The organism is Sphingopyxis sp. EU05-FHT14B03, assembly GCF_058790875.1.
In genome coordinates this window covers 1,021,311-1,032,838 of the sequence record NZ_JBYTDC010000001.1, presented here as the reverse complement: position 1 = coordinate 1,032,838, position 11,528 = coordinate 1,021,311, and the positions used below count along the sequence as shown (strand labels likewise).

Genomic DNA, 11,528 nt, shown 5'->3' with positions numbered 1-11,528 from the left:
CGAAGTCGAGACGATCCTCCCCACGCGAAGCGATGGGGAGGTGGCAGCGGCGTAGCCGCTGACGGAGGGGTAATGGCGCTGACGTATAACCCCTCCACCACGCCCTACGGGCGCGGTCCCCCTCCCCAACGCTTCGCGATGGGGAGGATCTTAGAAAGCAAACAGGTAGATGAAGACGATGTTCACGCCCAGCAGCGGCAGCGCGGTGCCGATCTGCGCCCTGATTACCCCATAGGGGTTTTTGAGTTCGAGCAAGGCGGCGGGGACGAGGTTGAAGTTCGCCGCCATCGGGGTCATCAGCGTGCCGCAGAAGCCCGCGAGCATGCCGATCGCCGCGACCACCGCGGGGTCGCCACCGTACTGCTTGATGAGCAAAGGCATGCCGACCGCCGCAAGCATTACCGGGAAGGCGGCGAAGGCGTTGCCCATCACCATGGTGAAGAGCGCCATACCGAGTCCGAAGGCGAGCACCGCGCCGAACAGGCTGCCCTGCGGAATGGCGGTGCCGATCAGCCCGCCGACGACGTCGCCGACGCCCGCGAGTGCGAAGACCGCGCCGAGGCTGGCGAGCATCTGCGGCAGGATCGCCGCCCAGCCGACCGAGTCGAGCAGGCGGCGGCCCTGTTGCAGCGGGAGCAGGGCGGGCGGTTTGAGACGCGCCATGCCGACCGCGAGCGCAATCAGCACCCCGATCGCGAGCGAGATGAGCGTCGCCTGCTTGGGATCGGCGAGGCCAGGAATTTCCTTGAACAGAAAAGTCCCGATGAGTGCGACCACCGGGATGATCAGCGCGACGAGGAGGAGGAAATTGCCATATTTCGCGGCGCGTTCGGCCTGCACCTCGGCAGGAACTTCGCCGCCGGGCGCGCGGCCGATCTGGCCGGCGCCGGCGATGGCGACGAGCGCGAGAACGAGCAGCCCGTTGTAGAAGTCGCCGAGCCGGTCGCCCGCGAGCATCGACACCGCGAGCAAGCCCCAGAAGGCGGCATTGCCGAAGCGTTTCGGGTTGCTGCGGTCGGCGGCGCCGAGCAGCGCGAACGCCGCAAAGGTGAGGCCCGCGAGGATATAGACATGGTCGAGGGTGATCATGCGCTACGCTCCCCCGATGCGCGCATCTTCTTGTCGAGGCGCCGGAGCCGGAAGCCGTGGATCAGGAAGGCGGCGATCGCGGTCGGGATCGCCCAAAGCGAGAAGTGCAGCGGCTCGATGACATAGCCATAGCCTTCGAGCACGCCCTTCATCAGCAGGATCGAGCCGATCGCGAGGAAGATGTCCTCGCCGAAGAACAGGCCGACATTGTCGGTGGCGGCCGAATAGGCCTTGATCTCCTCGCGCTGGTCATCGTTGAGCGCGGGATTCTGCGCGTCGGCGGCGGCCTCGGCCATCGGGGCGACGAGCGGACGCACGGTCTGCGCATGGCCCGCGACCGAGGTGAGGCCCGCCGCCGACATCGCCTGACGCAGCAGCAGATAGCCGGTCAGAAGGCGCCCCAGCGTCGCGCCCCTCATCCGGGCGATCAGCGTGCGGGCATGTTGTTGCAGACCATAGGCTTCGAGCAGGCCGATGACGGGCAGGACGATCCAGATGATCGAGACATAGCGCGTGTCGTTGAACGCCTTGCCGAAGGCGGCGATGATCGCGGTGACGTCGAGCCCTGCGGCAAGACCGGTCGCGAGCGCCGAGGCCATGATGACGAGCAACGGATTGAAGCGGAGTAGGAAGCCCGCGATGATGATCAGGATGCCGATCAGGACGAGCATGATCGATATCCTGTCATCCCGTCATCCCCGCGTGGGGTAGACCGCGCTGTCGTCACCCTATCTCTCCCCTGTTTTCCCATAGCCGCCGCCGCCCGGCGTTTCGATCACGAACGCGTCGCCCGCTCCGAGATCGGCGCTACCCGTCGCGGCGAGCATCTCGACCGACCCGTCGGCGCGCTCGATCCAGTTTTGTCCCGGTGCGGCATCGTCGCCGCCCGCGAGCCCACTGGGCGCGATCCTGCGGCGGTTCGCGAGGATGTTCGCGGTCATCGCTTTGCGAAAGCGGATGCGACGGGTGGCGCCGTCGCCGCCCCGCCATTGGCCCCCGCCGCCCGAGCCTTTGCGGATCGAGAATTCCTCGACGATGACGGGGAAGCGCATTTCCATGACTTCGGGGTCGGTCATGCGGCTGTTGGTCATATGCGTCTGGATCACCGACGTGCCGTCGAAGCCGGGGCCCGCGCCCGAACCGCCGGCGATCGTTTCATAATATTGGTAGGCGTCGTTGCCGAAGGTGAAATTGTTCATCGTCCCCTGCGCGGGCGCCATCGCGTTGAAGGCGGCGAACAGCGCGTCGGTGATGACCTGGCTGGTCTCGACATTGCCCGCGACGACCGCGGCGGGATAGCTGGGGCTAAGCATCGAATCCGCGGGGACGATCAGGGTAACGGGGGCGAGGCAGCCCTCGTTCATCGGGATCGGGTCGTCGAGCATCGTGCGCAGCACATAAAGAACCGCGGCGCGGACGACCGGCAGCGGCGCGTTGAAATTGTCGGGCAGGGTCGCCGACGAGCCGGTAAAGTCGATGGTGACATGGCGCGCGGTGCGGTCGACCTTGACCGCGACGACCACCTCGGCGCCATTGTCCATCGCGTAGCGGAAGGCGCCGTCGTCGAGGCGGGCGATGAGCTGGCGGACCGCCGCTTCGGCCTGCGCCTGGCCGTGCGCCATATAGGCGGCAACGGTCGCGGTGCCGTGCGCGGCGGAAAGGTCGGCAAGCGCGCTGGCGCCGCGCTGGCACGCGGCGACCTGCGCCTTCAGGTCTGCGATGTTGAGCGCGGGGTTGCGCGCGGGGAAGGCGCCGTCGACCAGATGCGCGGCGACCTCCGCGTCGAGGAAATTGCCGTCGTCGACGATCAGTATGTTGTCGAAGAGAATACCCTCGTCTTCGATGCTGCGGCTGTCGGGGGGCATCGATCCCGGCGCGATGCCGCCGAGGTCGGCGTGATGGCCGCGCGCGGCGACGAAGAAGGCGGGGGCGTCGGCGTCCCCCTCTTCTTTGGCGACGAACACCGGCATGATGACGGTGATGTCGGGGAGGTGGGTGCCGCCGTCGTAAGGGGCGTTGAGGGCGTAGGCGTCGCCGCGACGGAGGCCGCGGCCGTCTTTGGTCCGTTGGCGCAATATGGTGCGGACGCTTTCGCCCATCGAGCCGAGATGCACCGGCATGTGCGGGGCGTTGGCGACGAGGCGGCCCTCGCCGTCGAAGATCGCGCAGGAGAAGTCGAGCCGTTCGCGGATGTTGATCGACGAGGCGCTGTGCTGGAGCGCGCTGCCCATTTCCTCGGCGATCGCCATGAACAGGCTGTTGAAGATTTCGAGGCGGATGGGGTCGGGGGTTGCGGGGTCAGTGCTCCCCGGCGAAAGCCGGGGCCCAGACGGCGCGCTGCCGCGCGCGTTTTTGGTTGCGCTGGGCCCCGGCTTTCGCCGGGGAGCACTAGAGAGCCTGAGCGTTCCTTCTGCCTCTACCGTCGCGGTCCAGCCCGGCTCGATCACCGTCGTCGACAGCGCGTCGATGATGATCGCGGGACCGGTGACGGTGCGGCCGGGGGCGAGGGCGTCGCGCTGGTGGAGCGGGACGTCGTGGCGGGCTCCGGCGAGCCAGGCGGAGACGGTTTCGGGCGGCGTTTCCTCGGATGCAGCGGGCGGCGGAAGCGCGGCGGGGGCGTCGCCCGCCTCGGTCAGTTCGACGCGGATGCGGTCGACGACGAGATTGGCGTGCGGGGCGTAACCGAAGCGCTGGCGGAAGGCGGCGGCGAAGGCTCGCGCCACGTCGGCGGGCGCGGCGAGGGGGAGTTCGATCGCATTGTCGCTGTCGGCGAGGCGGACGAAGAGCAGGGTTTCCTGGGTCGTTTGGGCGTCGGGGGCGAGGTCGGCGCGGGCTTGCTGCGCTAGCTCGGTTTCGACCTCGGCGAGCATCTCGGCGCATTGGGCGTCGAGCGTCGACCCCAGCGTGCGCTCGCGGATCGCCGAGGGCCGGGCGAGGCCCATGCCATAGGCCGAGAGCACCCCCGCGAGCGGATGGAGCAAGATTTCGTCGACGCCGAGCGCGTCGGCGACGAGGCAGACATGCTGGCCCGCGGCGCCGCCGAAGCCGACAAGACTATAGCCTTGGGTCACGTCATGGCCGCGCGCGATGGTGATGCGCTTGATCGCGTTCGCCATCTGCTGGACCGCGATCGCGAGCAGGCCTTCGGCGAGAGCTTCGGGAGTGATGTTGCCGACTTCGGCGGCCATAGCGGCGAATTTTTCGACCACCACGTCGCGGTCGAGCGGCTGGTCGCCGTTCGGGCCGAAGAGTTTGGGGAAATGATCGGGCTGGATCTTGCCGAGCAGCACATTGCAGTCGGTGACGGTGAGCGGCCCGCCGCGACCATAGGCGGCGGGACCCGGGTTGGCACCGGCACTTTCGGGGCCGACGAGCAGGCGCGCGCCGTCCCAGCGGCAGATCGAGCCGCCGCCCGCCGCCACTGTGTGGATGCGCAGCATCGGGGCGCGGATGCGGGTACCCGCGACGATCGTTTCGTTATCGCGCTCGAGGCGGCCGGCATAATGGCTCACGTCGGTCGAGGTGCCGCCCATGTCGAAGCCGATCAGGCGGGTCTTGCCCAAGGGGGCGGCGCTGCCGACCATCCCGACGATGCCGCCCGCGGGACCCGAGAGGATCGCGTCGCGGCCGTGGAAGGCGCTGGCCGACGCGAGGCCGCCCGAGCTTTTCATGAATTGTGGTTCGACGTCGTCACTGAGTTGGGCGCAGAATTGATCGACATAGTGGCGCAGGACGGGAGAGAGATAGGCGTCCGCGAGGGTCGTGTCGCCGCGGCCGACCAGCTTGATCAGCGCGCTGACGTCGTGGCTGGTCGAGATCTGCGTAAAGCCGGTTTCGCGCGCGATTTCGGCGAGGCGCAGTTCGTGCGCCGGATAGCGATAGCCGTGGATCAGGACGATCGCGATGCTGGCGAGGCCGGCGTCGCGGGCGGCCCGCAACGCGGCGCGCGCGCCATCCTCGTCGAGCGGGGTCAGGATGCTCCCATCGGGGGCGGTGCGTTCGGCGATCTCGGCGACCGCGGCATGCGGGGGTGGGATGCGGTCGAGCCGCCGTGCGAAGAGGTCGGGGCGGTCCTGGTAACCGATAGTCAGCGCGTCGCCGAAACCGCGGGTGATCGCGAGCAATGTCGGTTCGCCCTTGCGTTCGAGCAGCGCGTTGGTCGCGACGGTCGAGCCCATGCGGATCGCGAGCGGCGGCAGCGCGCCCGTGCCGGCGCCGGTCAGGTCGCGGATCGCATTGACCGCGGCGTCACCGGCGCGCGCGGGATCCTCGCTCAGATATTTGGCGGTGACGACCGCGCCGTCCGGCGACCGCGCGACGACATCGGTAAAGGTGCCGCCGCGATCGATCCAGACCTGCCAGTCGGCGTCAGTCCGCGATGTCACGGTCGGGCCAGCGGATGGTGATCGAGAGGCTGTGGTCGGCGGCGCTGCGGTTCCAGCTGCCCTTGAGCTGGCGTTCGATCAGGGTTCGGATGAACTGGGTGCCGAAGCTTTCGGTGTCGATCTGCGGGGTTTCGGGAAGGCCGCTTTCGACCCAGTTGAGTTCGATATCCTCGGCCGCGCGGCGCCAGCCGACGCTGAGTTCGCCCTTGCCGGCGAGCGCGCCATATTTGATGCTGTTGGTGACGATTTCATGCACCGCGAGCGAGATCGCCTGCGCCGCTTCGTCGTCGAGGCGGACGTCGGGGCCGGTGACGTCGTCGGACGCCCGACCGGTGGTTTCGAGTTCGCGGCGGATGATCTGGCCGAGGTCGACGGTGTCGACGGCGCCGGTGACGAGCATCTGTTTCGCATCGGACAGCGCGCGCATGCGGCCGTCGAACTTGGCCTCGAAATCCTGAAGGTCGGTCGATTCGCGCAGCGTGATCCGCGCGAGCGCCCCGATCCGCGCGAAGGCGTTTTTCATCCGGTGCGCCATTTCGCCGATCATCAGTTCGCGATCCTCGGCATGGCGCGCCTTTTCCGCGGCGAGCGCCTGGGCGGCGTCGATCCGGCGGCGCTGGACGCGGTGGAGCTGGGTCGCGAGCACCGCGAGCGCGAGGCCGAACAGGAAGATGCCGAGCGGCCGCCCGAGCCGGTCGATGAAGCGGCCATAGGAAATGCGGATGATCCATTGCCGGTCGGCGACGTGCAATTTCTGTTCGTGCGCGTCCCAGCCGATCGTGCCGTGGCTGAAGACGAGCGGCGCCGACGGACCCTCGCCGGCGCGGACCTCGATGCCATCGACGCCCTTGAGCTGTTCGCCGAGCACCGCCTTCATCATGTCCTCGGTGCGGAAGGGCGCGTAAACGAACGCTTCGACCGGCCGCGCGTCACCCATCGTCGCGATGATGGCGGTGGTGGAGGGAGCGGGGACATCGCCGGGGTCGGCGGGTTCCAGCGCCGTGCGTTGCCGCGCATAGACGGGGACGTAGACGAGGAAGCCCGGCTGTTTGACCTTTGACACGCGTTCCTGCGCGAGGTGGACGATGCCGCTGGCGGCGGGGCGTCCGGTCTGCCAGGCGCGGCGCATCGCCTCGCGCCGGGTCGCTTCGCTGTACATATCGAAGCCGAGCGCGGCGTTGCGGCGCGGCGTATAGGGTTCGACGAGGACGACCGCGAAGCCGATCTTGCGGGGGCTGGTGGCGGGCCAGATCGCGATGTCGCGGCCGTAGTTGAGGCGCAATTGCGCCACCGCGGGGGCCAGGTCGTCGCGGCGGACCGCGGCGGCGATGCCGACCCCCTCCATGCCCGGCGCCTGCACCTGCGGCTGCAGCGCGGCGAGATAGGCGCGGATGCCGGGACCGCTGGCGGCGGTGTCCGACTGATACAGCGCGCGGACGCCTTCGAGCACCGCGATATGGTCGCGCAGCCGCATATTGACCTGCGTCGCGACGCGGCTGGCCTGGTCGGCCTCCTGCGACTGGTTGTAGAGGAAGCTGGCGGCGGCGGCGATCAGGGTGGCGACAAGGATCACCAGCCCGACGAAACGGACCAGCAGCCCTATCAGCCGATCTGCCCAAACCGAGCGCATGCTCTTGTTATTTTCCCGTGGTTTATCGCTGAGCCCGGCGCCCCTGTGACCGCAATATTCCCACGCGGACGGGCGCTTAGCAAGCGCAATGTCGCGCTTATGCACCCGCCGCGGCGATGGTTGCGGTTTATGCCCTTTGGCGTAAGACGGGCGCGATGGAGAAGAACAGGGGAGCGGTCGGATGATCATTTACGGTTCGTTGGTGTCGCCTTTCGTGCGAAAATTGCTCGCCTATCTCGGCGAGAAGGGGATCGACTTCGAACTGAAAGGGGTGGGGATCGGCGATCCCGATCCGGGGTTCCGAGCCGCCTCGCCGCTCGGCAAGATGCCCGCGATGGACGACGACGGCTTCATGCTCGCCGATTCGAGCGCGATCATCCAGTATCTGGAGGCGAAGCATCCCTCACCCGAACTGATCCCCGCCGACCCGCAGGCGCGCGGGCGGGTGATCTGGTGGGAGGAGTTCGGCGACACGGTGTTCGCGGCGTGCAGCGGCAAGATGTTCTTCAACCGCATCGTCGCGCCGAAATTCCTGGGCCGCGAGGGCGACCTCGCCGCCGCGGCGCAGGCCGAGAGCGAGGAATTGCCGAAGCTGCTCGATTATCTGGAAAGCGCGATCCCGGCGTCGGGTTTCCTCGTCGGCGACCGGCTGACGCTCGCCGACCTCGCGGTGGCGTCGCCGCTGATGAATTTCCGCCATTGCGGCGCGGTCGTCGATGCGGCGACGCACCCGAAGATCGCGGCATGGAGCGAAGCTATCCTGTCGCGGCCGAGCATGGCGCCGTGGGTGGCGAAGGAAGAACGGATGATGGCGAAGGTACTCGCCTGATGCGCGCATGGGCGACCGGGCTGGCCGCGGCGTTGCTGCTGACGGTGTCGCCGGCGCTCGCCGGAGAGATACGGGTGACGAGGCAGGTCGAGGCCGACGCCACGACGACGCTGGTGCATGAGATACTGGTCGATGCGACGCCCGCCGAGGTGTGGACCGCGATCTCGACCGCCGAAGGCTGGATGACCTGGGCGGTGCCGGTCGCGTGGATGACGAAGGACGACCCCGACCTGATCGAGGCGGCCTATGACCCGGCGTCGAAACCGGGCGGTGCCGACACGATCCAGCAGTGGTTCGGCGATCGGATTCCCGGCCGGCGGCTGGGATTCCGGACGGTCAAGGCGCCGGCCGGGTTTCCGCACTGGGAGGCGTATCAAAAGGTGACGAGCGTGTTCGAGATAGAACCGGCGGGCCGGCAGACCCGTGTCCGGCTGATCTCGCGCGGCTATCCGGACAGCGAGGGCGGGCGGGCGCTGGTCGCCTTTTTCGAAGGCGGGAATGGGGAGACGCTGGAAAATTTGCGCGCACGGTTCGTGACCGGGCCGGTCGACTGGAACGCCAAGCTGCGCCGCTGACATGGTGCGCACGCGGGCGAGTATCTGTGCACGCAAGCGGCGTTATGCCTCGGCGGAAGCGGCGATGGCGGCGGCGCGCGAGGCCGGGCTGATCTTGCGGCCCTATCGCTGCGAGCGGTGCCGGCAGTTTCACCTGACGAGCCGGACCAAGGGCAAGTGGATGCCGAAGGCGGCGGGCTGAGGCGGTGAGGGGTGGCGGGTTTCCGGCGAAATCTGCCTCATCTCTCTCTCTCTCTCTCTCTCTCTCTCTCTCTCTCTCTCTCTCTCTCTCTCTCTCTCTCTCTCTTTGTCATCCCCGCGAAAGCGGGGACCCAGAGCGTCCGTTGGCTGGTTCATCCCTGGGTTCCCGCTTTCGCGGGAAGGACAAAGCAAGGAAGCGGCAAAGTCCGCTTCCCACCCCAAAACCGACATTCCAGCTGCGTCAGAGCCAGCCGATATGCTTGAAGCGCCAGAAGACGAGCGCCGAGCCGCCGAAGATCAGCCCGAGCGCGAAGGGATAGCCGAGCGTCCAGTCGAGCTCGGGCATGAACTCGAAATTCATGCCGTAGATGCCGGCGATCGCGGTCGGCACCGCGAGGATCGCGGCCCAGGCGGCGAGTTGGCGGGTGATGACGCCCTGGCGCTGCTGTTCGAGCATCGAGTTGGTCTCGATCACCGAGGCGGTGACGTCGCGCAGCCCGGTGAGGCGGAATTCGGCGCGCTGGACATGGTCCCAGATGTCGCGGAAAAAGGGGCGCACCGCGTCGTCGATGCCGGGCAGTTCGTCGTCGCCCGCGAGGCGCCAGGCGACGTCCTTCATCAGCCCGACGATGCGCTGGAAGCGGATGACCTCGTGCCGCTGGGCATAGAGGTGGCGGATTTCCGCCGCATCCAACGGCGTGTCCATCACGCTTTCCTCGACGAGCAGCAGCCGGTCCTCGATCGCGTCGATCACCGGGAAATAGCCGTCGACGATGAAATCGAGGATCGCATAAAGGACATAGTCGGGGCCGTGCGCGAGCTTGGCGGGCAGGGTTTCGAGCCGCGCCCGCACGTCGGTGTGGGCGCGCGCCGAGCCGTGACGGACGGTGACGATGAAATGCCGGCCGACGAAGATCGCGGTCTCGCCCGACTGGATCGTATCGCCCTCGCGGTTGCCGGTCGCGGCGATGACGAACAGCTGGTCGCCATAGACCTCGACCTTGGGCAATTGCTTCGCCTTGAGCGCGTCCTCGACGGCGAGCGGGTGGAGGCCGAAGCGCTTGGCGATGCCCGCGAGTTCCTCTGGCGTCGGCTCGAAGAGGCCGAGCCAGTAGAAATCGCCGTCGTCGCAATCCTCGGGGATGATGTCGTCGGGGCCGAGTTCGCGGACGAGCAGGCCTTGGTTATAGTGGCGGGCGGCCATGATCGGCATCGGCGGGACTTTCTTGCGGAGCTATGCCTTCCATAGATCGCGGCGCGGGGAAGGGAAGGGGCGTCAGGCTGCGCGGGCGCGCCGCTCGACGACCATCGATTCCTCCTCGGCTTCGAGCGTTTCGCCCGCAAACTGGGCGAGCGTCATGCCGCGGTCGCGGGTGCGGTCGCGGAAGAGGAAACCGATGATTTCGTGGAACCAGACGCGGCGGCCCATGCGGTAGTACCAGCGGATCGCGTGGCGGATCTTCGGGTCGGGGTTCCACGCCCAACGGCGCAGCGACCGCGGGCGAAGCTGCGCCGCCGCCTCGATCGCCTTGACCCACAGGAACAGCCGCCAGGGGGGCATGCGGTCCATGCCGAGCACCTGATGCTTGTAATCCCATTTGGTGCGGTCGTCCTGCACGACGCGGCGGTCGCGAGCGAGCGAGAAGAAGGGGGTCCAGCGATGCGGGGTGACGTACAGCGCTTGAATCTGATCGGGGTCGTAGTCGATCAGTTGTCTGAGGCCGTGCCAGAGGTCGCGGTCGCTCTGGTCCGAAAAGCCCGCGACCCAGGTCGCCATCGAGAGGATATTATGCTGGCGAAGGAGGCGGATCGCTTCGCGGTCGGCGGCGACGGTGCCGCCCTTGCGGATCAGCTTGAGCGTCGCCTCGTCGGTATTCTCCATGCCCATCAGGAAGCGTTCGAAGCCCGCTTTCTTATAGAGGTGGAGGATGTCGGCGTCGCGCACGATGTCGTCGGCGCGGGTCGAGCCGACGAGGGTGACCGAGATATTTTCGGCGATCAGAGCCTCGAGGAACGCCTTCCACGGCTTGCGCCCGGCGCTGGGGTTTTCGTCGGCGAAGTTGAAGACCTCGACGCCATGGTTGCGGTGAAGATGCGCGATTTCGGCGGCGAGTTTCCGCGGGTCACGGTGGCGCCAGCGGGTCCAGAAGCCGCGCTGGCCGCAATAGTTGCACAGGTGCGGGCAGCCGCGCGAGAACTGGATCACGACCGCCCGCTTGCCGCCCCAATAGGAATAACGGCTATGGTCGATCAGCTCCCAGCCGATGCGGTGGGCGTCGAGGTCGTTGATCGCGGCGGCGGGGGGCGTGGCGATGGCGCGGCCGTCGGCATCGCGGAAGGCGAGGCCGCGGATCGTATCGATCGGCGCCTGCGCGCCGAGCGCCGCGAACAGCGCGGCACCGGTCGCCTCGCCCTCACCGCGCACGATGACGTCGACATGGGGGTCGGCGGCGAGGATGTCGCGCCAGTGATAGGTAGGGTGGACGCCGCCATAGACGATCGTCGCGTGCGGCAATGCGGTGCGGATCATTGCGGCGACCGCGGTGATGATCGGCTGCGCCGAGGAGGAGCCCGAATGGCCGAAAAGGACGGCGTCGGGGGCGAAGGCGGCGATGTCGGCGGCGAGGGTTTCGAGCGGCGCGGGGCCGAATTCGCCATCGAACAGGCGCACCTCATGCCCGTCGTCGATCAGCGGCCCGCCGACGCAGAGCAGGCCGAGCGGGGGGAGATGTTCGTCCGGAATACGGCTGCCGATCGCGGGATGCGGGACGTTGACCAGGGCAATGCGCATCGACCGTTCACTCCATCGGGTTTGACCGGTATATCAGCCGATTAGGGAA

General features: G+C 67.7%; 9 protein-coding genes. 3 read left to right on the top strand and 6 right to left on the bottom strand.

The features are described from left to right. Nucleotides 1-150: 150 nt before the first annotated feature. The 4 genes from AC3WS4_RS05060 to AC3WS4_RS05045 are packed head-to-tail and all read right to left on the bottom strand — an operon-like array spanning nt 151 to nt 7,104. Entirely contained in the window at nt 151-1,089 is a 939-nt protein-coding gene (locus AC3WS4_RS05060) for a DUF979 domain-containing protein (protein WP_492736044.1), read from the bottom strand. Then, complete coding sequence (locus AC3WS4_RS05055; RefSeq protein WP_492736045.1) at nt 1,086-1,760, bottom strand: DUF969 domain-containing protein; 675 nt, start codon at nt 1,758-1,760, stop codon at nt 1,086-1,088. The genes AC3WS4_RS05060 and AC3WS4_RS05055 overlap by 4 nt, the downstream gene beginning before the upstream one ends. Before the next feature lie 57 nt (nt 1,761-1,817). Next, nucleotides 1,818-5,474: a hydantoinase B/oxoprolinase family protein gene (locus tag AC3WS4_RS05050; RefSeq protein ID WP_492736047.1), complete on the bottom strand. Its 3,657-nt coding sequence runs from the start codon at nt 5,472-5,474 to the stop codon at nt 1,818-1,820. Then, nucleotides 5,458-7,104: a CHASE domain-containing protein gene (locus AC3WS4_RS05045; protein ID WP_492736049.1), complete on the bottom strand. Its 1,647-nt coding sequence runs from the start codon at nt 7,102-7,104 to the stop codon at nt 5,458-5,460. Before AC3WS4_RS05045 ends, AC3WS4_RS05050 begins: the two co-directional genes overlap by 17 nt. A gap of 181 nt (nt 7,105-7,285) precedes the next feature. On the opposite strand from AC3WS4_RS05045, the gene AC3WS4_RS05040 reads away from it, so the two are divergent. Genes AC3WS4_RS05040 through AC3WS4_RS05030 form a run of 3 tightly spaced genes read left to right on the top strand, consistent with a single transcriptional unit; the run spans nt 7,286 to nt 8,689 of the window. Continuing rightward, a complete protein-coding gene (locus AC3WS4_RS05040) occupies nt 7,286-7,933 on the top strand; it encodes a glutathione S-transferase family protein (RefSeq protein ID WP_492736051.1) in 648 nt (215 codons plus the stop codon). Beyond that, nucleotides 7,933-8,508, top strand: a complete 576-nt coding sequence (locus AC3WS4_RS05035) for an SRPBCC family protein (RefSeq protein WP_492736053.1) — start codon at nt 7,933-7,935, stop codon at nt 8,506-8,508. The genes AC3WS4_RS05040 and AC3WS4_RS05035 overlap by 1 nt, the downstream gene beginning before the upstream one ends. Nucleotide 8,509: 1 nt before the next feature. Next, nucleotides 8,510-8,689 (top strand): hypothetical protein, encoded by a 180-nt coding sequence (locus AC3WS4_RS05030; RefSeq protein ID WP_492736054.1) that lies wholly within the window; start codon nt 8,510-8,512, stop codon nt 8,687-8,689. 240 nt (nt 8,690-8,929) lie between these two features. On the opposite strand, the gene AC3WS4_RS05025 is transcribed toward AC3WS4_RS05030, so the two are convergent. Continuing rightward, nucleotides 8,930-9,901: a magnesium and cobalt transport protein CorA gene (locus AC3WS4_RS05025; RefSeq protein WP_492736055.1), complete on the bottom strand. Its 972-nt coding sequence runs from the start codon at nt 9,899-9,901 to the stop codon at nt 8,930-8,932. A gap of 63 nt (nt 9,902-9,964) precedes the next feature. Further along, nucleotides 9,965-11,479, bottom strand: coding sequence for a magnesium-protoporphyrin IX monomethyl ester anaerobic oxidative cyclase (gene bchE, locus AC3WS4_RS05020; protein ID WP_492736057.1), 1,515 nt, complete (start codon nt 11,477-11,479; stop codon nt 9,965-9,967). Nucleotides 11,480-11,528 lie beyond the last annotated feature (49 nt).

What these genes read in the sequence shown, in the direction of transcription:
- AC3WS4_RS05060 (WP_492736044.1), bottom strand. Translation starts at nt 1,089, where the DNA reads ATGATCACCCTCGACCATGTCTATATCCTCGCGGGCCTCACCTTTGCG.
- AC3WS4_RS05055 (WP_492736045.1), bottom strand. Translation starts at nt 1,760, where the DNA reads ATGCTCGTCCTGATCGGCATCCTGATCATCATCGCGGGCTTCCTACTC.
- AC3WS4_RS05045 (WP_492736049.1), bottom strand. Translation starts at nt 7,104, where the DNA reads ATGCGCTCGGTTTGGGCAGATCGGCTGATAGGGCTGCTGGTCCGTTTC.
- AC3WS4_RS05040 (WP_492736051.1), top strand. Translation starts at nt 7,286, where the DNA reads ATGATCATTTACGGTTCGTTGGTGTCGCCTTTCGTGCGAAAATTGCTC.
- AC3WS4_RS05035 (WP_492736053.1), top strand. Translation starts at nt 7,933, where the DNA reads ATGCGCGCATGGGCGACCGGGCTGGCCGCGGCGTTGCTGCTGACGGTG.
- AC3WS4_RS05030 (WP_492736054.1), top strand. Translation starts at nt 8,510, where the DNA reads ATGGTGCGCACGCGGGCGAGTATCTGTGCACGCAAGCGGCGTTATGCC.
- AC3WS4_RS05025 (WP_492736055.1), bottom strand. Translation starts at nt 9,901, where the DNA reads ATGCCGATCATGGCCGCCCGCCACTATAACCAAGGCCTGCTCGTCCGC.
- bchE (WP_492736057.1), bottom strand. Translation starts at nt 11,479, where the DNA reads ATGCGCATTGCCCTGGTCAACGTCCCGCATCCCGCGATCGGCAGCCGT.